Source organism: Actinoplanes sp. GCM10030250 (assembly GCF_042666575.1).
GTDB lineage: Bacteria > Actinomycetota > Actinomycetes > Mycobacteriales > Micromonosporaceae > Actinoplanes.
Window position 1 is genome coordinate 33,933 of the sequence record NZ_JBHTDO010000037.1, and the last position, 22,987, is coordinate 56,919.

Annotated in this window: 16 protein-coding genes; 4 read left to right on the forward strand and 12 right to left on the reverse strand. The window is 70.9% G+C overall.

Annotation, left to right across the window (positions count from 1 at the left end; genetic code table 11):
• The 4 genes from ACFQV6_RS35125 to ACFQV6_RS35140 all read right to left on the reverse strand — a co-directional run bounded on the left by ACFQV6_RS35125 (nt 1) and on the right by ACFQV6_RS35140 (nt 5,011).
• A complete protein-coding gene (locus ACFQV6_RS35125; RefSeq protein WP_378031983.1) occupies nt 1-441 on the reverse strand; it encodes an excalibur calcium-binding domain-containing protein in 441 nt (146 codons plus the stop codon).
• 96 nt (nt 442-537) lie between these two features.
• Nucleotides 538-1,383, reverse strand: a complete 846-nt coding sequence (locus ACFQV6_RS35130) for an SAM-dependent methyltransferase (protein WP_378031984.1) — start codon at nt 1,381-1,383, stop codon at nt 538-540.
• Nucleotides 1,362-2,786 (reverse strand): diguanylate cyclase domain-containing protein, encoded by a 1,425-nt coding sequence (locus ACFQV6_RS35135; RefSeq protein ID WP_378031985.1) that lies wholly within the window; start codon nt 2,784-2,786, stop codon nt 1,362-1,364. Before ACFQV6_RS35135 ends, ACFQV6_RS35130 begins: the two co-directional genes overlap by 22 nt.
• A complete protein-coding gene (locus ACFQV6_RS35140) occupies nt 2,783-5,011 on the reverse strand; it encodes a putative bifunctional diguanylate cyclase/phosphodiesterase (protein WP_378031986.1) in 2,229 nt (742 codons plus the stop codon). Before ACFQV6_RS35140 ends, ACFQV6_RS35135 begins: the two co-directional genes overlap by 4 nt.
• Nucleotides 5,012-5,158: 147 nt before the next feature.
• Here ACFQV6_RS35140 and ACFQV6_RS35145 point away from each other — a divergent pair, with 147 nt between their 5' ends.
• On the forward strand, nt 5,159-7,939 hold the full coding sequence (locus tag ACFQV6_RS35145) for a beta-L-arabinofuranosidase domain-containing protein (RefSeq protein WP_378031987.1): 2,781 nt from the start codon (nt 5,159-5,161) through the stop codon (nt 7,937-7,939).
• A gap of 33 nt (nt 7,940-7,972) precedes the next feature.
• Here ACFQV6_RS35145 and ACFQV6_RS35150 read toward each other — a convergent pair whose 3' ends face one another.
• Entirely contained in the window at nt 7,973-8,398 is a 426-nt protein-coding gene (locus ACFQV6_RS35150; protein ID WP_378031988.1) for a MarR family winged helix-turn-helix transcriptional regulator, read from the reverse strand.
• Between the two features lie 52 nt (nt 8,399-8,450).
• On the opposite strand from ACFQV6_RS35150, the gene ACFQV6_RS35155 reads away from it, so the two are divergent.
• A complete protein-coding gene (locus tag ACFQV6_RS35155) occupies nt 8,451-9,110 on the forward strand; it encodes a TIGR03086 family metal-binding protein (protein ID WP_378031989.1) in 660 nt (219 codons plus the stop codon).
• 211 nt (nt 9,111-9,321) lie between these two features.
• On the opposite strand, the gene ACFQV6_RS35160 is transcribed toward ACFQV6_RS35155, so the two are convergent.
• The gene (locus ACFQV6_RS35160) at nt 9,322-10,878 is read right to left on the reverse strand and encodes a diguanylate cyclase (protein ID WP_378031990.1); all 1,557 of its coding nucleotides are present in this window, start codon (nt 10,876-10,878) and stop codon (nt 9,322-9,324) included.
• Between the two features lie 100 nt (nt 10,879-10,978).
• On the opposite strand from ACFQV6_RS35160, the gene ACFQV6_RS35165 reads away from it, so the two are divergent.
• Entirely contained in the window at nt 10,979-12,562 is a 1,584-nt protein-coding gene (locus ACFQV6_RS35165) for a S8 family serine peptidase (RefSeq protein ID WP_378031991.1), read from the forward strand.
• A 3-nt stretch (nt 12,563-12,565) separates the two neighbouring features.
• On the opposite strand, the gene ACFQV6_RS35170 is transcribed toward ACFQV6_RS35165, so the two are convergent.
• Complete coding sequence (locus ACFQV6_RS35170; protein ID WP_378031992.1) at nt 12,566-13,543, reverse strand: AraC family transcriptional regulator; 978 nt, start codon at nt 13,541-13,543, stop codon at nt 12,566-12,568.
• 263 nt (nt 13,544-13,806) lie between these two features.
• On the reverse strand, nt 13,807-14,046 hold the full coding sequence (locus tag ACFQV6_RS35175; RefSeq protein WP_378031993.1) for a hypothetical protein: 240 nt from the start codon (nt 14,044-14,046) through the stop codon (nt 13,807-13,809).
• Between the two features lie 116 nt (nt 14,047-14,162).
• On the opposite strand from ACFQV6_RS35175, the gene ACFQV6_RS35180 reads away from it, so the two are divergent.
• Nucleotides 14,163-16,748, forward strand: a complete 2,586-nt coding sequence (locus ACFQV6_RS35180) for an Hsp70 family protein (RefSeq protein WP_378031994.1) — start codon at nt 14,163-14,165, stop codon at nt 16,746-16,748.
• Nucleotides 16,749-16,755: 7 nt separating this feature from the next.
• On the opposite strand, the gene ACFQV6_RS35185 is transcribed toward ACFQV6_RS35180, so the two are convergent.
• From ACFQV6_RS35185 to ACFQV6_RS35200, 4 genes are all read right to left on the reverse strand, one after another.
• Entirely contained in the window at nt 16,756-16,968 is a 213-nt protein-coding gene (locus tag ACFQV6_RS35185; protein WP_378031995.1) for a hypothetical protein, read from the reverse strand.
• Nucleotides 16,969-17,087: 119 nt separating this feature from the next.
• Nucleotides 17,088-19,937: a S8 family serine peptidase gene (locus ACFQV6_RS35190; RefSeq protein WP_378032039.1), complete on the reverse strand. Its 2,850-nt coding sequence runs from the start codon at nt 19,935-19,937 to the stop codon at nt 17,088-17,090.
• Nucleotides 19,938-20,102: 165 nt separating this feature from the next.
• Nucleotides 20,103-22,379 carry a catalase/peroxidase HPI gene (gene katG, locus ACFQV6_RS35195; RefSeq protein WP_378031996.1) on the reverse strand — a complete coding sequence of 759 codons (2,277 nt, stop codon included), beginning with the start codon at nt 22,377-22,379 and terminating at the stop codon, nt 20,103-20,105.
• Entirely contained in the window at nt 22,379-22,831 is a 453-nt protein-coding gene (locus ACFQV6_RS35200; RefSeq protein WP_378031997.1) for a Fur family transcriptional regulator, read from the reverse strand. The genes katG and ACFQV6_RS35200 overlap by 1 nt, the downstream gene beginning before the upstream one ends.
• Nucleotides 22,832-22,987 lie beyond the last annotated feature (156 nt).

Here is a 22,987-nt window from a genome sequence, read left to right on the forward strand (position 1 = left end):
TTACGGGCAGGCGGTGCCGTCGCCGTCCGGGTCGAGCTCGTCGCGGTAGCCCTCGTCGCCCTTGCGCAGTGGGGTGGCGTTCGCGAGGCCGGCCTCGGTGCAGTTGCGGTAGTAGACGCCCGCCTCCCGGCTGTCGTCGTCGATCCGCGGTGAGGGCGTCTCGGCCGTCGGCTTCTTGGTCTTGCCCGGCTTGGAAGACGTGCCCGGTTTGGACGACGTGCCCGGTTTGGAGGAAGCGCCGGGTGCGGCGGTGCCCGAGGCGGCGGTGCCCGGAGCCGCCGCGCCGGACGCGGGCGGAGTGCTGCCGGGCATGAACTGCGGTGAGGCGTTCGGATCGTCTTCGCGGAACAGCCCGGCCAGGGCGAAGCTGCCGAGCAGAATCAGCGCGAACACCGCCCCGAGCTGGTAATAGCGGCGCTTGCGTCGATCCGAGATTTCCACGCCGGGCAGTCTCACACGCCCGGTGCCGCACCCGGATCACGCGCTTGTCCAGATCTGGGGGACCGTTCGTTCCACTCCTCGGTGGCCACCGGCCGCCTACTCCTTGATGGCCACGCCGCAGTATTGGTTGACGTCTTCGGTGCCGGTCTTGGCGTCCGGGCGCCACTGGTTGCAGGGCACGACGCCCGGCTCGAGCAGGCGCAGGCCGTCGAAGAAGGCGGTGATCTCCGCGGCGCTGCGGTATTTGATCTTCGGGGTGCCGCGCTCGTTCCAGAAGTCGACGATGCGGTGCGCCTCGGCGGTGTTGATGTCGTGGCAGCCGTGGGCGATCGCCAGGTAGCTGCCGGGGGCGAGCGCGCCGACCAGCTCACGCACGACGGCCAGGGCGGCGTCGTCGTCGCGGAGGAAGTGGACGATGCCGAGCAGGGTCAGTGCGATCGGCTGGGAGAAGTCGAGGGTGTCGCGGGCCGCGGCCAGGATCGACTCGGGGGTGTTGAGGTCGGCCTCGACATACGACGTCTCGCCCTCGGCGGAGCCGGCGAGCAGGGCGCGGGCGTGCACGAGGACCAGCGGGTCGTTGTCGACGTAGACGACTTTGGTCTCCGGCGCGACGGCCTGGGCGACCTGGTGGGTGTTGTCGGCCGTCGGCAGGCCGGTGCCGATGTCGAGGATCTGGCGGATGCCGCCCTCGCCGACCATGTACTCCACGGAGCGGCGCAAGAACTTCCGGTCCTCCCTGGCCAGGGCGACGATCGACGGCAGCATCCCGGCGATGGCGTCACCGGCGTCCCGGTCGGGCTGGAAGTTGTCCTTGCCACCGAGCCAGTAGTTCCAGAGCCTGGCGGAGTGTGGGGTGTTCGTGTCCAGGTGCTGGCTCGACGGCTCCGCCACGGGGGATCCTTCCACGGTCCACAGTGTCCTCAGTGGCGTACATGATGCCATTCGTGAGGGATGTTCGCGTGACCCCGATGGGAATTCTTGACCGCGTACATCGCCTCGTCCGCGGTGTTCAGGACGGCGCCGGCGGTCGCTGTCGAGTCGCCGGCGGGTACCGCGGTGGCACCCACGCTGAGGCCGCAGCGCACCGCCGTGCCGGCCGTCGCGATGGGTTCGGTGCCGGTGGCGGTCAGGAGGGCGGCGAGTCGGTCGGCCTCTGCGGCGTCGAGGCCGGTGGCGAGCAGCGCGAACTCGTCGCCGCCGAGCCGGGCGAGGGTGTCGCCGGGCCGGGTGTGCGCGCTGAGCCGCCGGGCGGTCTCGGTCAGCACCTCGTCGCCGGCGCCGTGCCCCCAGGTGTCGTTGATCGGTTTGAACCCGTCCAGGTCGATGACCAGCAGGGCGAAACCCTGCCGGCCGGCCAGCGCGGCGTCCAGGCGCTCGTTGAACAGGGCGCGGTTGGCGAGCCCGGTGAGCGGGTCGGTGTTCGCCCGCCGGGTCAGCTCCTCCTCCAGGGCGCGGCGGGCGCTGACGTCGCGCAGGCTCAGCACGGCGACGCCGAGTGCCGGGTCCTCGGTCTGCGCCGCGGCGATGGCCTCGACGTAGACCTCGGAGCCGTCGGCGCGGCGCAGCGGCAGCTCCCGGCGGCCGGTGCGCGCGCCGCTGGACTGCACGACGTCGTGCAGCCAGGTGTGCGCGTCGATCACGTCCTCGGGCTGCATGAACTCGTCGACGCCGCGGCCGGCGAGGGCTTCCGGCTCGTACCCGAGAAGGGCGCGGACCGACGGACCGGCGTAGCAGATCCGCCAGTCGGCGGTGACCGCGACGACCGCGTCGGAGGAGTTGCGCAGCAGGATCTCCACCCGGCGTTCGGCGGCGCGGCGGCGCCGGTCCTGGCGCCAGCGGTTCGCCGCGGTCATCGCGCTCAGCGTGGCGACGCCGCCCAGCAGCAGCGCCATCGCCGCGGTGAACGTCAGGCTCGGCGGATGCGGGCCGGCCTGCAGGGCCAGGAAGGCCAGCACGCTCGTGGCGCCCAGGCCGATCACCCACAGCGGTGGGTAGAGGGCCGCCGCGCTGGTGATGACCAGCAGGGCGCCGGGCAGGAAGAGGGCGTCGCCGTTGGCGTCGACCATGCAGAAGGTGTACAGCACCGGTAGTTCCAGCACCCACCAGGAGAAGAGCACCTCGCGGACGCCGCGCCGGCGTACGAGCCGTGACCAGGGCCGCAGGGTGAGCAGCGTCTGGAAGGCCGCGGCGAGGGCCAGCAGCCAGGCCGCCCACCGCAGGCCGGGCTCCCAGGCGGTGACGATCCGCAGCCAGCCGAACAGGGTGATCCCGGTGGCCAGCCAGCCGCCGACCCGGATCTGCCGGTGCCAGTACTCCGCGTCGTGATCGTCCGCGATCGCCCTCATGCGCCGGGGCCGTACGCCGCGCGGACCAGGTCGGTGATCTCCTGTGCCGAACCCGGCTTGGCGAACAGGTAGCCCTGGCCGTAGGTGCAGCCGAGCTCGGAGAGCATGGAGTGCTGGCCCGGCTGCTCGATGCCCTCCGCGACGGTCTGCAACCGCAGCGCGCGGCCGAGTCCCACCACGGCCTCGACCAGTGTCGCGTCGTCCTGGCTGACGGTGATGCCGTCGATGAACGCCTTGTCGATCTTCAGGATGTCGATCGGGAAGCGGCGCAGGTAGGACAGCGACGAGTAGCCGGTGCCGAAGTCGTCGATGGCGATCCGGACGCCGAGGTCGCGCAGCGCGTGCAGGATCTCGATGGTGGCGTCGACGTCGGTCATCAGCAGCGACTCGGTGATCTCGAGAACGACCCGGCCCGGATCGATGCCGGACTCGATCAGGGCGTCCCGGACCACCTCGACCAGGCCCGGCTCCTGGAACTGCCGGGCCGACAGGTTCACGCTCACCCGGACCCGCTCGGCGCCCGGGATGTCGCGGTGCCAGCCGGCGACCTGCAGCAGCGCGGTACGCAGCACGAAGGCGCCGAGCGAGATGATGATCCCGGTCCGTTCGGCCTGCGGGATGAACTCGTAGGGCCCGATCAGCCCGCGGGTCGGGTGCTCCCAGCGGACCAGGGCCTCGACCCCGATCGGCAGGGCGCCGGGCAGGTCCACGATCGGCTGGTAGACGACGGTGAACTCACCACGGGCCAGGGCGTCCTCCATCTCGCCGCGGGCTTCGGCCTCGGCGACAGCGGCCGCGTACATCGAGGGCTCGAAGAACGCGGCCCGGTCGCCGCCGGCGCCCTTGGCCGAGTACATGGCCAGGTCCGCGTCGCGCATCAGCTCGTCGACGGCGCTGCCGCCGGGGGTCTCGCCGGCCTTGACGATGGCCACGCCGATGCTGGCGGTCACGATCAGGTCGTGGTTGGCGATGCGCACCGGTTCCCGCACCGCCTCCAGCAGCCGGTCCGCCACCGTACGCAGGCCGAGGTCGTCCAGGTCCTCGACGAGCACCGCGAACTCGTCGCCGCCGAGGCGTGCCAGGGTGTCGGCGGGCCGGATCGCCGAGGTCATCCGGCCGGCGACCCGGCGCAGCAACTCGTCACCGGCGGGGTGGCCGAGGGTGTCGTTGACCTTCTTGAAGTCGTCCAGGTCGATGATCAGCAACGACACCCGCCCGGCGGTACGCGCGTGCCGCCGCTCCGCGGTGCCGATCCGGTCGCGCAGCAGGGCCCGGTTCGGCAGCCCGGTGACCGGGTCCTCGAACGCCTGCCGGGTCAGCTCGCGGCGCAGAGTGTTCTGGGTGGTCACGTCCCGGATGCTCAGGATGATGGCGCCGATGGCCGGGTTGTCCAGGTGGTTCGTGCCGGTCACCTCGGTGTCGAGGTAGCGGCCGTCGGCGTGCATGCAGCGCGACTCGATCCGGGTGGTGTGCCCCGGTTCGGAGGCGCGTAGCTCGATGATCCACGCGTGGACGGCGTCCACCTCGTCCGGGTGGGCTGTCGCGATCAGGTCGGCGATCGTCAGCGTGCCGGCATCGAGGCCCAGGATGCGGCCGGTGGAGGAACTCGCGTAGCGGATCTCGCCGTTCGCGATGGCCAGGACGGCGTCGGAGCCGTTCTCCATCAGGGCGGCGGCGCGCTGTTCGGCGGCCTCCCGCTGGCTCTGCTGGATCCGGCGGTTGTGCACGGTGAGCACGCTCAGCCCGGTGACCACCGCCAGCACGCAGGTCATCGACACGACGAGCGCCACGTCCACCGGAGCTCGCACGGTGACCAGGCCGAGGTAGCCGATCACGCCGGACGCGCCCAGCGCCACGGTGGCCCGGGTGGCGATCGTGGTGGCGGCGGCCATGGTGATCACGAGTGCGCCGACCGGGAACATCACGACCGGGTCGGGGTCGGCCAGGTTGTAGAGCATCAGCACGCCGAGCGCGGTGGCGTACCAGGACACCAGCGCGCCGTACGCCCACCGGCGCTGAAGGATCGTCTCCCAGGGCAGGCGCATCGCGGCCAGCATGAGCAGCACGATCGGGAGCAGCACCGCCGGCACCCAGCTCGCGGTCTGCCAGGTCAGCTCGACCCGGATCAGGCCCAGCACGGTCAGCGCGGCAAAGGCGCACAGGTTGAGGCGTACCTGCCGGGCCAGATGACCCGCCTGTCTCGCCTGAGAATCCGCCCACCGCATCACGTATCCGCCATCGGCCGGTCGGCGCCGGGCTTGAGGGGAATCGACGTTCTTGACAATCCCGTCGCGCGGGCGTTACGTTCTCGAAAACGTTTTCGAAGCATTCTGAGCTGCCAAAACTCTTTGCTGCCGAAATCTAGGAGTGCGATGATCTCCCGCAGGCAACTCCTCCAGTACGGAACCGCAGCCGCAACAGCTGCCGTCGCCGCCCCCATCATCCCCGCGCCGGCCACCGCGGTCCCGCCCGCCCGGCCGCGGGTCAACGGCTTCCCGGTGCCCTCCTCGTGGCGAGCCGTGCCGTTCTCCCTCGACCAGGTCGACCTGCGGCCGAGCATCTTCACCGAGAAGCGCGACCGCGTCCTCGCGTACGCCCGGGCCTATCCGGCCGACCGCATCCTGAGCAACTTCCGGGCCGCCGCGGGACTCGACACGCTCGGCGCGCAGCCGCCCGGCGGCTGGGACGACGCGACCGGGAACCTGCGCGGGCACTACAGCGGGCACTTCCTGTCGATGCTCGCCCAGGCCTGGGCCGACACCGGCGAGGCCGTCTTCAAGGAGAAGCTCGACTACATCGTCACCGCGCTCCAGCAGTGCCAGGACGCCTGGACCGCGAAGGTCGGCCAGCCCGGCACCCCGCCGCCGCCCGCCACCTGGACCACCGGGCGGACCGGTGGTGGCCTCGAGCTCACCGGCGACGGCCAGTACGTCGGGCTGCCCGACGCGACGGTCGACGGCCTGGAACAGGTCACCATCGCCATGTGGCTCCACCTGCGCGAGAACCGCACCTGGTCGCGGGCGTTCGACTTCGGCACCGGCACCGCGGCGAACATGTTCCTGACCGTGCACGACGGCACCGGTCCCCGGTTCGCCATCACGACCGGCGGCAGCGGCGGCGAGCAGCGGATCACCAGCACCGCGCCGCTGCCGGTGGGTGAGTGGGTGCACCTGGCGGTCACCCTCACCGGCCAGACCGGCACGCTCTACGTCAACGGGGCCGTGGCCGGCACCAACACCGCGATGACGCTGACACCGGCCGCCCTGGGCGCACCGAAGAACAACTGGATCGGCCGCTCCCAGTACGGCGACGCCACGCTGGCCGGCGTGGTCGACGACTTCCACCTGTTCGACCGGGCGCTGACCGCCGGGGAGATCGCCGGTGACCTGACCGGCAACCTCATCCACTACCGCTTCGACGAGACGGCGGGCACCACTGTCGCGGACTCCTCCGGCCGGGGCTGGGACGCGGCAGTCGTCACCGGCGCCGGCGGTGCACCCGGGCCCAGCCACGCGGGCTTCCTCGCCGCCTACCCCGAGACGCAGTTCGTCCTGCTCGAGCAGTACACGACCTATCCGGCGATCTGGGCGCCCTACTACACCTGCCACAAGATCATGCGAGGGCTGCTCGACGCGCACACATTGGCCGGCAACCAGGCGGCGCTCGACGTGGTCCGCGGCATGGGTGAGTGGGTGCACAGCCGGCTCAGCAAGCTCCCCCGCGAGCAGCTCGACCGGATGTGGGCGCTCTACATCGCCGGCGAGTACGGCGGCATGAACGAGGTGATGGCCGATCTGTACGCGCTGACCGGCAACCGGACCTTCCTGGAGACCGCCCGCTGCTTCGACAACACCACGCTGCTGGCCGACTGCGCCGCCGGCACCGACAGCCTGGACGGCAAACACGCCAACCAGCACATCCCGCAGTTCCTCGGATATCTGCGGATGTTCGAGCAGGGACAGGACCGGGACTACCGTACGGCCGCGGAGAACTTCTTCGACATGGTCGTGCCGCACCGCACCTACGTGCACGGCGGCACCGGCCAGGGCGAGGTGTTCCGCAAGCGCGACGTCATCGCCGGGAGCATCGTGACCACGACGAACGCCGAGTCGTGCGCGGCCTACAACATGCTCAAGATCGCCCGGAACCTCTTCCTGCACGCGCCGGACGGCCGCCTCATGGACTACTACGAGAAGGCCCTGGTCAACCAGATCCTCGCCTCCCGCCAGGACACCGACAGCACGACGAACCCGCTCGTCACCTACATGGTTCCGGTCGGTGCGGGGGCGCGGCGCGGTTACGGCAACACCGGGACCTGCTGCGGCGGCACCGGCCTGGAGAACCACACCAAGTACCAGGACTCGATCTACTTCCGCTCAGCCCGCGGCGACAAGCTCTACGTCAACCTCTACATCGCGTCCACCCTGCGCTGGGAGCAGCGCGGGCTGACGATCACCCAGAGCGGCGACTATCCGCGCTCGTCCACCACCACTCTGACCGTTTCCGGTCGCGGCCGGCTCGACCTTCGCCTGCGGGTTCCGTCGTGGGCACGCTCGGGCTTCGCGGTCACGGTCAATGACAAACCCTTTGGGGTACGGGTGAGCCGCGACGGCTACGCCGGTGTCGACAGGCACTGGCGTGACGGCGATCGGGTGGTGGTCCGCCTCCCGTACCGGCTGCACGTCGAGCGTGCCCTGGACGACCCGGGCCTGCAGGCGCTGCTCTACGGGCCGGTGGCGCTGGTCGCGAAGTCGGCTTCGACGCAGTACCTGCCGATGTCGTGGTACTCGTCGCTGCCGCTCTCCGGTGATCTCGCGGAGGTCGTGGAGCCGGGCGCGGAGCCGATGACGTTCACGGCGGGCGGCGTGCCGTTCGAGCCGTTCTATCTCGGTGACACCGATCCCTACCACGCCTATTTCCGCCGTCAGGAGCCGCGGATCGTGTTCGCGGGGCGGGACTCGGGGGTGGAGAACCGCGCTGATCCGTCCGGCACGACCTTCCTCGACAGGCTGTGGGAGCAGGCTCCGTTCCGGGATCGGCGGGCGTTTGTGCGGGGGGTTTCGGAGGCGGTTCGGGCTTGGGAGGGGGCGGGGCTGCTTACCCGTACGGAAGCAGGTCTTGTCAGATCCGCGGCGGCTGCCGCGCCTCTCTGAGCTTGCTGCGCCCCTCTGAGCTTGCTTTGTTGCTCAGCCCGCGGCGTCGCTCAAAGATTGCAGCGCCTGGAGGAACACGCGGCGGTCGGCGGGCGGCAGCTGGGCAAGAACGGTCTCTTCGGCTGCCCGGATCGCCGTCTGTGTCGCGGTGAGCAGGTCCCGGCCGGCGGGCGTGAGCCGCAGCAGGCGAACGCGCCGGTCGGCCGGGTCGGGCTCGCGCTCGATCAGGCCGCGCCGCTGCAGCTCGTCCAAGGTCGTGATGATGCGTGTCTTGTCCGCGCCGATCGACCTGGCCAGGGCCGCCTGGGTGCGCATCGGCTCGTCGGGCCCGTCGCCCAGGCCGGTGAGGACGGCGTAGCCCCACATCGAGATGTCGTGCTTCTCCAGGATGGGTTGCTCGACGGCGAGCAGCTGCCGGGCGAGCCGCATCAGCATCGCGCCCAGGTCGGGACGGTTCACGTCCTCAAGTTAGCCGATTGACAGATGGTAGGCAGATGTAGATAGTATGCGAATGCTTATTAATGTTCCGGATCTGCGGGCGCTGGACGCTGTCGCGGTCCGCGCGAGTGTCGAGCTGGTGGAGCGGGTTGGTGCCGATGATCTGGATCGGCCAACGCCGTGCGAGGGGTGGCGGTTGCGGGAGTTGCTCGCGCATATGACGGAGCAGCATCACGCCTTCGCCGCAGCGTTCGGGGCTTCCCCGTCCGCGGCCTCTTCCCCATCTGCGGCCTCCTCCCCGTCTGCGGCCTCCTCCCCGTCCGCGCTGGACATTTCGGGTGCCTATCGAGCGGCGGCGGAGATGGTGCTTGCCGCGTTCGCACAGGACGACGTGCTGGATCGCAAGGTTGAGCTGGCCGAGGCGCCGTACCCGATCCCGGGCCGGATGGCGATCAGCTTCCACTTCGTCGACTTCGTGGTGCACGGGTGGGATGTCGCCCAGTCCCTCGGTGTGCCCTGGGAACTGCCGCCGGACGTCCTGGATGCTGCTCTGCCGATCGCGGAGGCGGTGCCCGACGACACGTCCCGCCTGGAGCCGGGGGCTGCGTTCGCCCCGCGCCGCCCCGTACCCCCGGACAGCTCGACGCTGGAGCACATCCTCGCGCTACTCGGCCGCCCTGCCACAGGTGCTCACGGCAGACGGTCGCCCGGCCGGCACTCACGCACCTTATGAGTGCCGGATAAGGTGCATGGCTGCCGGCCGGGCGGGCTCAGCCGGCACTCACGCACCTTATGGGCGACGGATTATGTGCGTGAGCGCCGGCCGGGCGGGCCGGCGCAGCCCGTGAGCAGCCGGCGCAGCCCGTGAGCAGTCGGCGCAGCCCGTGAGCAGTCGGCGCAGCCCGTGAGCAGCCGGCGCAGCCGGTGGGCGGGTGGTGGGCGGGTCAGTTGGTTATTACGCGGTTGCGGCCGTTGTGTTTGGCGGCGTAGAGGCGGCGGTCGGCTTCGGCCAGGAGGTCGGCGCGGCCGGCGGCGGCGGGGCTTTCGGTGCTGACCGCGCCGATGCTGACGGTGACGGGGAGGTCGCCGGTGATCGGATGCCAGCCGTGGGTGGCGATGCGCAGGCGGATGGCGTCCAGGACCGCGTCCGCGCGGCCGGCGCCGATGCCGGGGAGGACCAGCAGGAACTCTTCGCCGCCCAGGCGGGCGACGAAGCCGTCGGCGGCGAGGCGGTCCTGCTCGTCGGAGAGGACCTCGGCGACGGCGATCAGCACCCGGTCGCCGGTGTCGTGTGACAGCGTGTCGTTGATGCGCTTGAAGTGGTCGATGTCGATCACCGAGAGGGTGACCGGTGCGCCGGAGGTCGCCGCGGCCAGCGTGTCCGGCAGGCGCTCGTCGACGAAGCGGCGGTTGTAGAGGCCGGTCAGCGGGTCCCGGCGGGCCTGCTCGCGGTAGCGCTCGGCGTCGCGGCGGGCCTCGGCGGTCTCGAACAGGGCCTGGCGGGCGCGGGCCTTGGCCTCCTGCTGTGTCGAGCGCAGCTGCTCGCTGGCCGAGTGGTAACGCTTGTACTCCTCGAACGCGGCCCGGTGGTCGCCGGCCGCGGCGTACAGCTCGGCCTGTTCGGCCATCACCCGGACGGCGACGGCGTTGAGCTGGTGCTCGGCGCAGAGCTGCCGGCAGTGTTCGAGGCTGGCCTGTGCCCGGTCGAGGGCGTTGCGGTGCCGCTGAGCGAGGGCGAGGGTCAGTGCCGCCTCGACCGCGTCGTGCGCCTCGTACCAGGGGGGTGCGTCGTAGACGTCGGCGAGGATCGCTTCCGCCTCGGCGTACCGCCCGGCGCTGATGTGGATGTTGGCGACCGTGTCCCGCTCGATGATCAGCAGGTCCCGGCCGATGGCGCGGGCGGTGCGGTACATCCGCTCGACGGCGGCGAGGGCGGTGGCGGCGTTGCCGGCTTCGAGCTCCGTGTAGGCGAGGTTGTTCAGGGCGAGCAGCTGACGTCGTACGTCACTGATGTCGACGGCGATCTGCTCCGCCTGCCGGTAGCGCTCCCGGGCCTGGTCGGTCGAGCCGTTCTCGGCGAGCGAGTTGGCCAGCCGGATCAGGTAGATGATCCGCAGCCCGCCCGGCGCCGCCTCGTCGAGCAGCTCCACCGCGTTCAGCGAGTGTTCCAGGCTGGCCGCGTGGTCACCGAGGTAGTGGTACGTCAGCGCCAGATGGAAGTGGGTACGGGCGAGCAGCGGACGGCACTCGTGCCGCTCGGCCCAGCGGTGCGTGGTCAGGAAGACCCGGACCGCCTGGTCGACCTCACCCTCGCGGCGGCGCATGTCGGCCTGCACGAGCCTGGCCCGGTGCGCCATGACGACGTCACCGAGCAGGTCCGCTGCCTCCGCGGCGGCGGTGGCCCGGTCGAGGATGGCCGTGACGTCGTGACCCTCGTGGTTCTCGAGGTCGTCGAGTTCGGCCGACAGCGCTTCCTGGATCACGGCCGTGGTAATCGGCACCGGACGGCGGAACTGAAGAAAGGAAAAAGCTCAGACCCGGTACGGGCCCGCCGATGGCTTGCGACCGAACAGCAACCGGCAGGCTACGGAGGACGTCGTAATGACGCGTACGAGAAATGCATGGCGAACCGCGGCGGCGGCCACCCTGCCGCTGGCACTGGTCGGCAGCAGCGTGATGGGCTCGCCGGGCGTGGTCTCGGCCGCACCGGCACCGGACGCGCCCGATCGTGTCATATCCGAACGGCCCTTCCCGGGTAGAGCGGCGCCGCAGGGGCGCGCCTGGTCGGGAACGTGGCTGACCACGGCGACCGGTACGGGCGCCGGCACCAGCCTCAAGGACGTCCGCACGATCATCGGCGCGGACGCCGGCGCCGCCGCGAAGCTCACCGGCGCCGGTGTCGGCATCGCGCTGCTCGACACCGGTGTGGCACCGGTCGCCGGGTTGCCGGCCGCCCGGGTGGTCAACGGGCCGGACCTGTCGTTCGAGTCGCAGGCGGACAACCTGCGCTACCTCGACTCGTACGGTCACGGCACCCACATGGCCGGCATCATCATCGCCAACGACGCCGCCAGCGGCACCAAGGGTCTCGCCCCGGGTGCCCAGCTGATCTCGCTGAAGCTGGGTACGGCCAACGGCGCCGTCGACGTCTCCCAGGTGATCGCCGGCATCGACTGGGTGGTCGAGCACCGCAACGACGACCCGAACAATCCGATCCGGGTGCTGAACCTGGCGTACGGCAGCGGCGGCAACCCGTCCGCCGCGACCGACCCGCTGCAGTACGCCGTGGAACGTGCCTGGAAGGCGGGCATCGTGGTGGTCGCCGCGGCCGGCAACGACGGCAACGGCGAGGCGCAGCTGACCAACCCGGCGACCGACCCGTTCGTCATCTCGGTCGGTGCCGCGGCGACCAAGGGCACGCTCTCCACCGCCGACGACGACCTGGCGACGTTCACCAACAGCGGTACGGCGGGCAAGCCGATCGACGTACTGGCTCCCGGCGAGTCGATCCTGTCGCTGCGGGACTCCGGATCGAGCATCGACGACGCGTACCCCTCAGCCCGTAGCGGGACCACCCTCTTCCGCGGGAGTGGCACCTCCCAGGCCGCCGCGATCACCTCCTCGGCCGTTGCCCTGCTGCTGCAGGCGAAGCCGCAGCTGACGCCCGACCAGGTCAAGGACGTGCTCAAGCGCGGCACCGCCCTGACCAGCGGCAAGGCCGGCTCGCTGCGGCTCCGGCAGATCAACGTGAACACCGCGCTGGGTCTGGCGCCCGGCTCGGGCAGCGCCCAGAACTTCCCGCTCTCCACCGGCAGCGGCGAACTCGACGACGCCCGCGGCGACAGCCGGGTGGTCAGCAACAACGTGCCGCTGACCGGCGAGTTCACCATCTTCGGGCCGTTCCACAGTGCGAACTGGGCGGCGATGTCGGCGGCCGGGGTGTCCTGGAACGGTGGCACCTGGATGGGCGCGCCGATCGCCGGTGACGGCTGGACCGGCAGGTCGTTCGCCTCGAAGACGTGGGGCGCGGCGACGTGGTCGTCGGTACCGTGGGGTGGCAGCCGGGCCTGGACCGACCCGAGCTGGAGCGGCCGTGCCTGGTCGGGCCGCGCCTGGTCGGCGGACGCGTGGACCGGTGCGCGGTTCAGCTCCAGCGAGGCGTGGAGCACCGCGATCTGGGGCTGATCCTCACATTCGCAGGGTGTGACCCGGTGACCGGCCGTAGATCTTGCGATATTCGACGGAGAACCGGCCCGGCGTGGTGAAACCCCAGCGGCCGGCGATGGCGGCGACCGTGTCCCCCCGGGACCGGTCGCCGCTGCGCAGGTCGCGGTGGGCGCCGGTCATGCGTACCCGGCGGAGGTGGCCCATCGGCGTGGTGTCGCCCTGCCTGGCGAACGCGGCCTGCAGCCCGCGTATCCCGATCCGCGCCGCCGCGGCGATGTCCTCCAGGGTGATCGGCTCCGCGGCGTGCTCGTCGATGTAGGCCATCGCCCGCCGGACGACGGCCGGTGGCACCCGGCCGGGACCGGCGACGTAGGCCACGGTCATGGTGGTGTTCGGGAACACGGCGAGGGCGGCGGTGGCCACGGTGTCGATCGCGTTGGCGTAGACGAGCGGGTGGGCGACGGCCGGCTCGGTACCGGCGAAGGTGCGGGTCACGAAGCCCGCCGCCGCGATCCAGTGCCGCTTCATCCGCTGTGACACGGGCGTCGAGCCGTCGAACCGGAAGTCCGCGGCGGCCACACCGAGCCGGCCGGCGACGCGGGTGGCGGCCGACAGGGCGAACCGGACGTTGTGCAGGTCGATGTGGTCCCAGGCGACGGTCAGCCGGCTGCCGAGCGGTACCAGGAAGGCGTCACCGCCGCTGTACCGGCGGGTGTGGCCGCCCTCGTCGACGCTGTACCAGCCGTCGAAGACGACGACAGCGGTGATCGAGTCGAACGGGTCGGCGGTGGCCTCGACGGCGCCCCGGTACTCCAGCCGGTCGATGCTCAGGTCGGCCGCGGACGCCGTACGCGAGTGGAAGGCGAAGCCGGCGCCCGGTCGTGCCAGGCGCGGCTCGTGCTCCACATAGGTGCGGCTGAGCAGATCGTGGGTCCTGGCGATGTCGGTCGTACCGATGTCCGCGCGCCGGACGTGGATCATCGCTGACGGCGCGTTCACGGCGGCCTCCCGTCTGCCCGCTGTGCCGGCTGCGCACTTCTCGTTCACGGAACGCACGCCCAGCCGGTTCCGTTTTGATTCTGGAGGTCGCGGCCCGGTCGATGGAAGACATGTACTCGGACGAGCGAATGCGGGACCTTGCCGACGCGGCCAAGGCGGCACGGGAACGGGCCGAGCGGCGGGTCGCCAACGCCGCGGCCTTTCACCACCGGGCGTCGATCGCCCGTGAGCGGGCCCAGGAGGCGCTCGAGCGGCTGACCGGGTCAGTCCCGCGTGCCGACGCGCAGGACCTCACCGAGGCGCAACCTGCGGCCGGCCAGGCTCTCGACCACGATCGCAACGCCGAGGGCCGCTACGAGCAGCGCCGCCGCGGCGACCGGCAGCCACGGCTCGACCCTTGTCCGGCCGACCACCCCGGCGCTGAACCCGGCCAGGCCTAGCGCCGGCCCGAGCAGCCGGGGTAGCAGGCCCCCGGCCAGACCGCCGGCCGCGAACGCCGCCACCGCGTGCACCCTCCCCGTAGCCGCACCTCGCAGGACCACACGGGCGCGTGCGACGCGGAGGATGCCTACCGACCGGAGGATCCGCCGGCGTGCGGGGAACCCATAAGGTCAGTGGCGTGACAGCGGAGTACGGCCTGGGCATCGATCTCGGCACCACCCACACGGCGGCGGCCGTCCGCACCGGTGGGCGGGCCGAGTCGGTACGCCTGGGCACGCGGCGTATGGAGATACCGTCGGCGGTGTTCGTCAAGGACGACGGCGAGCTGCTGTTCGGCGAGGCCGCCGAGCGGCGCGGGCAGGACGAGCCGGGACGGCTGGCGCGCGAGTTCAAGCGGCGGCTGGGTGACCCCGTACCGATCCTGGCCGGTGGGGTGCCGTTCTCCGCGCACGCGCTGACCGCCAAGCTGCTGCGGCACGTGCTCGACACGGTCGCCCGGCAGCAGGACGGGCCGCCCGCCGAGGTGACGCTGACCTATCCGGCGCACTGGGGGCCGTACAAGCGGGAGCAACTCGATCAGGCGATCCGGCTGGCCGACACCGGACCGGTCCGGCTGCTTTCCGAGCCGGAAGCGGTGGCGCAGCGGCACGCCGCGGCCGGGCGCATCGAGCCGGGAGCGACGGTGGTCGTGTACGACCTGGGCGGCGGCACCCTGGACGTGGCGGTGCTGCGCCGCGACGGCGACCGGTTCACGCTCCTGGGCACACCGGAGGGTGTGGACCAGCTGGGCGGGGCCGACTTCGACGAGGCGGTCCTCGCCCACATCCTCGGCACGCTCGACGGCGGCCGGGAATCCGTCGACCCGGACGACCCGGAGACGGCGCCGGCGCTGGCCCGGCTGCGCCGCGACTGTGTCGAGGCGAAGGAGTCGCTCTCGTTCGACTCCGAGGTGACGGTGCCGATCGCGCTGCCGGGGCGGTACACCCGGGTGCGGCTGCACCGGTCCGAGTTCGAGGCGATGATCACGCCGTCGGTGCGGGACACGGTGGACGCGACCAGGCGTGCCCTGCGGTCGGCCGGTGTGGAGCCGGCCGAGTTGAGCGCGGTGCTGCTGGCGGGCGGGTCGTCGCGGATTCCGCTGATCGCCCGGGTGCTGGGTGCGGAGTTCGAGCGGCCGGTGATCGCGGATTCGCATCCGGAGCACAGTGTGGCGCTCGGGGCGGCGCTGCACCTTTCCGGACCCGTTCCCGCTGCTGTCGCCCCTGCTGCGGCTCCTCCTGTTCCCGCTGCGGTGGCCACCGATACTGCCTTGGCCGATGTGTCGCCGGCCAACGCGACGGCCGGGGCCACGGCTGGTGCAGCTGCTACCGAGCCGGCTGAGCCGGCCTACACGGCGCCGGCGGCGGCGGCACCGGCGGCGGCGCCGGCCACTACGGTTCCCAACGGTGCGGCACCGGCTTTCAGCGGCCCCGCGGTGTCTCCCGCTCGCGGGCACCAGGCGGACTTCACCGACCTGCGTACCCCGGCCGACCCCTGGGCCGCGGCGGAGGCTGCTGAGGCTGCTGCCGCGCTGGCCGCGGCGGCTGAGGCGTCCACCACGCGCATTCCCGTTCCGCGAAGCGCCACCCGGATCGAAGCGTTCGACGGCACCACGCAGGCGGATGCGCCTTCGTCTCCCGCTCCCGTTTCCGCTCTCGGGCCCGCTTCCGGCCTTGATGTCGCCGAGCCCAGCACCCAGTTCGTCCCCACCACCTACGCTCCGCCCTCGGCGCCCGCCGGTAACCGCCGCCGCACGCTTGTGATCGCCGGCGTCGCCGTGGTCGCGCTGGCTGCCGCCGCGACCGGGGTGGCCCTGTCGAACTGGCCCGACGGCGAGCGCTCCAACGCTGGTCCGAGCACCGCGGCCTCACCGTCGGTCGCCGGGCCTGCCCCGCTGCCCACCGACACCATGCTGGTCCGGATGGACACCGGTGGCGACATGGGCGACCGGGCGACCTGGAAGCCCCGGATCTTCTTCCTCAGCCCCGACGGCGACACCCGGCGCGAACTGCCCGGGACCGAGGCCGGCGACGTCCTCCCGCGCTGGTCCAACAACCGTCAGCTGATCGCACTGACGCACCGGGAGGCCGGCGGGAAGAACGCGATCTTCCTGATGGACCGGAACGGCAACGACCGCAGCCAGTTCGCCGAGGACGTCACCGGTGGCCGGGTCGCCTGGTCGGCCGACGACACCAGGATCGCCTACGTCAAGCAGGTGAGGAAGGTCAACCAGATCTTCGTCCAGCCGATCGCCGGTGGTGACGCCGAGCAGCTCACCAGCTCGAAAGCGGCAAAGGACGACCCGGTCTGGTCACCCGACGGCAGGTCCATCATCTACTGGGCCGAGAACGACGGTGTCCGATCCGTCTTCGAACTGAACGTCGCCGACCCCCAGGAGCCCGGGCGCCCGATCACGCCGGCCGGCCTCGGCGAGGCGGTCGACCCGGCGATCTCCCCGAAGGGCGACAAGGTCCTGTTCACGAAGAAGGTCGACGACGAGAACACCGACATCTGGATGATCGGCACGGACGGTTCGCAGCCGGAGCAGGTCACCAGCAAGCCCGAGCGTGAGATGGACCCGACCTGGTCCCCGAACGGCGAGTGGTTCGCCTTCGTCCGCGGCGACCTCAACCATCCGAAGGTCGTGGTCCAGCGCGCCGACGGCACCGGCGAGCAGACCCTCACCAAGGGCGACGCCCGCGAGGGACACCCCTGCTGGTTCTGACCACCGGTCAGCGGCGGTAGGCGCGGTCGAACAGCCAGAGCGTCAGCGCGACGAGGCCGATCATGACCGCGCCCGAGGCCACCTGGCCGTACCAGGTCTCCAGCACGTGGTCGGCGAGCTCTGCCGGTCCCATCAGCTTTCCGGCGACCAGGGCGACCAGGCCGACACTCACCGCCGCGATGACCCATCCGCGGCGCCCGGAACTGTTCTCGTTCGTCATGCCGCTCAGCATCACGGAACCACCCGTCGCCGCACATCTTGCTACCGGCGGAGCCCGCCTATGCCTGGGGGCATAGACGGGCTCCGGTCGTGGCGTCCGGTCGTGGACGGCCTTGTGGGTCAGGCCGGTTCGAAGCCGGCGATGTGCAGCGAGAAGGCCCTGATCGAGCCGGTGTCGGCGCCGACGGCGTCGCGGACGTGGAGCTTCCACGTGCCGTCGGCTGAGGAGACCCGGAGCGACGACAGGGCGCTGTCGGGTTTCCACGTGCCGGTGAACGGTGCGCCGGTCGACGTCACCGAGGAGAACGGTGTCGTGGCGGCGTCGTCGAAGACCACCTGGCACAGGTTGTTGCCGCCGCCGCCGCTGCGCGAGAAGAGCGTCGCGGAGCGGCCGTCGGGGGCGGTGAGGGTGCCGACCAGGTCGGCGACGAAGGTGTGGTCGATGCCCACCGTGGGCGACGCGGCCGTTGTGGAGCAGGCTGTGCCGTCGAGGGAGAAGGTGAGCGACGAGGCGTAGCCGACGCCGGTGACGTCGACGGTGGCCGTGGCGCCGGTGGGGTCGTTGTCCGGGATGGGAATAGCCGGGCCACCGTACGCGAAATCTTGCACTGTTGTTGAAGGTTGTCCGGTTCCGATCACGAGGGTGGTGCTTGTCGGTGAGAGGTAGCCGGCGAACGTCACCCGCACGCGCAGGGTGACCGGGCGGCCCAGCGGATACCCGGCGGCGAGCTTCAGCGTGTAGTTCTTCGACTTGGTGGCTCCCGCGGCGATGTTGCCGTAGGAGGAGGCGCGCGGCGTGACCGTCGCCCTGGCGTCGTCCGATTCGACGACCACGTTGACGCCGGTTGCGGTGCCGTCGCCGACGTTCTCGGCCGGCAGCGCCACGGTGGCCTGCTCGCCGGGCTCGAGGTACGCGTCGCCGTCGCCGGTGGTCGGTGTGACCGTCGGCGTGCTCGCCCGGACCAGCGGCTGCGGTGTGGCACCGGTGTTGCGCAGCAGGAGGTCGGCGCGGATCACGCCGTGGCCGGTGCGGTTGTCGTATCCGGCCGGTGCCAGGTCCAGCGCGGTGCCGGTCAGCGCGGCACGGATCTCGGCGTTGGTCAGCCCCGGGTTGCCGGAGAGAGCCAGCGCCGCGATCGCGGCGGCGTGCGGTGCCGACGCCGAGGTGCCGAAGAACGGCGCGAAGTCGGCGATCGACGTGTTCACGCCGTCAGCAGCGGTGATGTCCGGTTTGGCCCGCACGGTCCCGCCGGTGGAGGAGAAGTCCCCGGGCGTGATCGCGGTGCCGTCGGCGTCGAAGAAGATCCGGCGCGGACCGTCCGAGGTGAACCGCTCCGGCTTGGACTGCCGGGTGTGCACGTTCGGGTAGGGCCCGGCCGGGTTCGGCGGGTCACCGACCTCGAGGTTGAAGTCGAGGGGGTCCTTGGCCGGGGTCGCGGCGACCGAGAACGCGTTCACGGCGGCGCTGTGCCCGCGCGAGATGCCGGAGGTCGAGAAGCCCTTCAGTGTACCGTCGGGCGAGTCGACGAACCGGCCGCGGAACGCGCTGAGCTGCAGATAGCGCGCCGCCCCGGAGAACTTCACCACGGCGAGCCGCTGGTTGGCGGCGGCACCGGTGGCGAGGATCTCGAACGGGTCGTCGTCGCCGTCCTGCACGTCCTGCGAGAACGACGTCACCTCGCCCGCGGAGTTCAGCAGGTACAGGTCGTAGTCGTTGGCCGAGCCCAGCAGCGGGTCCGCCCACCACAGGGTGGTCACCCGGTTGGCGCTGTTCGGCGACAACGGGTTCAGCACCTGCACGCCCGAGCCCGGGTCGAAGTCGTGTGCGGCGCCGGCGAACTTGCCGATACCGCGGCCCGAGTCGGCGAAGTCGCCCTCCCAGTTGCCGGACGTACCGTCGAGTTTGTTGCCCTCGTTGCCGGCGGAGCTGAAGTAGAACGCGCCGTCGGCGGTGACGTCGTTGACCGCCTGAGCCGGGAGGCCGTCCTGGAACGGGCTCTCGTGGTAGTACACGACGTCGTCGACGATGATGTCGCAGTTGCCGGTGAAGCGCAGCGCGCGGATGTTCTCCGCGAAGCTGATCTCGCTGGTGAACGCGGTCGCGAAACCGAGCTTCGCGTTCGGCACCAGGTCGTGGAGGATCTCCAGCATCGCGGTGCCCTCGTCGCCCGAGCCCTCCTGGCCGGGCAGCACGTCGAGGTCGGCGGGCAGGTCACCGCTCGCCTGCGCCTGGGCGAGCGAGTCCACGCCGTCGGACAGGGCGCAGACCTTGACGCCGGTACCGGTGACTTTGTATCGGGAACGGGCTGTGTCGGCTGCGTGCGTACGGTCGCCCTCTGAGACGACCGACCCCTGACTGGCCGCAGCGACCCGCGGAGCTGCCTCGGCTGCCCGCAGGGCGGTCTCGATCCTTGCCGCCTTCTCGTCCTTGGCCTCGGTGTCCGGCTTGCGGGCCGGGTCGATCTGCCGGCCGCTGATCTGGCCGTGCTCGGCGTTGACGCGGGTCACGTCCGGCCAGGCGGCGATCGCCGGCAGTGCCGTGAGAGGTGCCTCGACCAGCACGGTGCCGGTCTTCGGCGACGGGAAGCGGATCCCGGCGCCGGCCTTGCGGAGCCGGTCGAGCAGGTTGTCATCAACCTGTTTCGCGTGGACCTCGACCTCGGTCGTACCCGACTTGGAGATCTCGAGGCCGGTGGTGAGCTTCGGCAGCGCGCTTGTCGCCACCCTGTTGTCGCGCTTGCGCAATTCGACGGCGAGACGGCTGTCGAGTTTGCGCTCGGTCGGGGTCAGAGACTTCTTGAGCTGCTGGAGTGCGGCGATCTGGGCGTACGTCCGGTCCGCCGGGTCGGCCGGCGCTTTGGCGTTCGCCGCTGGTGCCGCGAGTGTGACGACGGTGGCACCGATCGCGAAGACCGTTACCGAGCGCCGGAGATTGGGTTTGCCGAAGACATTCAATGCCGAGCCCCCCACTGACAAGCATCGATTCGATGTTTGTGGATGCTAGGGCATCTGATCGACTATCGACTCCGCCGTCCGGATGAGTTGTGTCACTGGCCGTGATTGGTATGTCGACGTTTTGTATAGCGAAGAGCCCCGGGGGATTGCCCCGGGGCTCTTCGGCTTACGTGATGGGGATCAGCGGAGGTCGAAGCGGTCGAGCTCCATGACCTTCGTCCAAGCCGCGACGAAATCGGTCACGAACTTGGCGGAGGCGTCCGAGCTGGCGTAGACCTCGGAGAGGGCGCGCAGCTGCGAGTTCGAGCCGAAGATCAGGTCGACCGCGGTGGCGGTCCACTTCACCTCGTCGGTGGCCAGGTCGCGAATCTCGTACACATGCTCCTGAGACTCTGACGCCTTCCACCGGGTGCCCGGGGAGAGAAGGTTGGCGAAGAAGTCGTTGGTGAGCACGCCCGGCCGGTCGGTGAGCACACCGTGCTGAGCGCCGCCGACGTTGTTGCCCAGCGCGCGCAGGCCGCCCACCAGAACCGTCATCTCGGGAGCGGTCAGGTTCAGCATGTAGGCGCGGTCGATGAGCAGCACCTCCGGCTGGGTCTTCTCACCCGGGCGCAGGTAGTTGCGGAACGCGTCGGCGCGCGGCTCCAGAACCCGGAACGACTCGACGTCGGTCTGCTCCTGGGTGGCGTCGGTGCGGCCCGCGTGGAACGGCACCGTCACCTCGACGCCCGCGTCACGCGCGGCCTTCTCGACGGCGGCCGAGCCGGCCAGCACGATCAGGTCGGCCAGCGAGATCTTCGCACCGCCGGCGGCGTTGAACTCCTGCTGGATGCCCTCGAGGGTGCCCAGGACCGTCGCGAGCTGCTCCGGCTGGTTGACCTCCCAGTTGCGCTGCGGCTCCAGGCGGATCCGGGCACCGTTGGCGCCACCGCGCTTGTCGGTGAACCGGTAGGTCGCCGCGGAGGCCCAGGCGGTGGAGACCAGCTGGGCGGTGCTGAGGCCGGACTCCAGAACCTTCGCCTTGAGAGCCGCCAAGTCGGCGTCGCTGACCAGCTCGTGGTCGACGGCCGGCACCGGGTCCTGCCACAGCTGGGCCTCCGGGACCCACGGCCCGAGGAAGCGCGGGACCGGGCCCATGTCGCGGTGCAACAGCTTGTACCAGGCCTTGGCGAAGGCCAGGGCGAACTCGTCCGGGTTCTCCAGGAAACGGCGGGAGATCTTTTCGTACGCAGGGTCCACGCGCAGGGACAAGTCGGTCGTCAGCATCGTCGGCCGGTGTTTCCTGGACGGGTCGTGCGCGTCCGGGATGATCTCGTCGGTGGTCTTCGCGACCCACTGCTTGGCGCCCGCCGGGCTGGTGGTGAGCTCCCACTCGTACCCGAAGAGGATCTCGAAGAAGCGGTTGCTCCACTGCGTCGGCAGGTCGGTCCAGGTCACCTCGAGACCGCTGGTGATCGTGTCACCGCCCTTGCCACTGCCGTGGGTGCTCAGCCAGCCCAGGCCCTGCGCCTCCAGCGGGGCGCCCTCGGGCTCCGCGCCCACGTGGCCGTCGGCCGGTGCCGCGCCGTGGGTCTTGCCGAACGTGTGGCCACCGGCGATGAGAGCGACGGTCTCCTCGTCGTTCATCGCCATCCGGGCGAAGGTCTCCCGGATGAAGTGCGCGGCGGCGAGCGGGTCCGCGTTGCCGCGCGGGCCTTCCGGGTTGACGTAGATCAGGCCCATCTCGGTCGCGCCGACACCCTCGGACATCGTGCTGTCCGTGGCGTAGCGCTCGTCACCCAGCCAGGCGTCCTCCGGGCCCCAGAAGATCTCCTCGGGCTCCCAGACGTCCTCGCGGCCGAAACCGAAGCCGAAAGTCTTGAAGCCCATCGACTCCAGGGCGACGTTGCCGGCCAGGACGAGCAGGTCGGCCCAGGAGATCTGCTGGCCGTACTTCTGCTTGACCGGCCAGAGCAGGCGGCGGGCCTTGTCCAGGTTGGCGTTGTCCGGCCAGCTGTTGAGCGGGGCGAAACGCTGCCCGCCGTCGCCGGCGCCGCCACGGCCGTCCTGAATACGGTACGTCCCGGCGGCGTGCCAGCTCAGCCGGATCATCAGGCCGCCGTAGTGCCCGAAGTCGGCCGGCCACCAGTCCTGCGAGGTGGTGAGCACCTGCACGATGTCCTGCTTGAGGGCGGCCACGTCGAGCTTGGCGAACTCGGCCGCGTAGCTGAAGTCCTCGCCCAGCGGGTTGCCCTTGGACGAGTGCGCGTGCAGCACCGACAGGTCGAGCGAGTTCGGCCACCAGTCGCGGTTCGAGCGGGGACGGCCGCCGGTCTTCGGGGTCGGCGAGTCGATCGCCGGGTTCTCGCTCTCGCTGCCGTGCGCGGTCACGGAGTCGTGCGCGACCGGGCAGCCCTCGGCCGCTTTCTGGTCCACGCCCTGCGCACTGGCGGGGCGGTCGTCTCGGGTGTCGCTCATCAGATTCCTTCCGAACTGGCGGATGACTCGAGGGTGCTGGAGGTCACGCAGTCGGGGCAGACGCCCCAAAAGACGACCTCCGCCTCGTCGATCACGAAACCGTGGTCGTCCGAGGCGGTGAGGCAGGGGGCGGCGCCGGTGGCGCATTCGACGTCGGCGATCGCGCGGCACGAGCGGCACACGACGTGGTGATGGTTGTCCCTCGCCCGCGACTCGTAGCGGGCGGTCGCACCGGCAGGCTGGATGCGGCGCACCAGACCGGTGTCGGTGAGCGCACGCAGCACATCGTAGACCGCCTGGTGGGACACGGTCGGGTGATCCGCTCGAACGAGCGCGATGACAGTGTCGGTGTCGATGTGCGGGTGGTCGTGCAGGGCAGCCAGCACGGCGAGGCGGGGCCGTGTCACGCGCAACGAGACGGCTCGCAGCTGCGTCTCGAAGTCGGACGTCATGCCGAGACTCTAGTCGCCTTTTCTGGAACGAATCAAGTTTTGATCGGGTGGATTCGTGGTGGCTGGGTGGTGGGGTCGGTGGTTGGGGCGGCTTGGCTCATCTCGGGTTAAGGCGGCGTGCCGCTCTGGGCGCTGTCTCGCGGTGCTGGACACAGC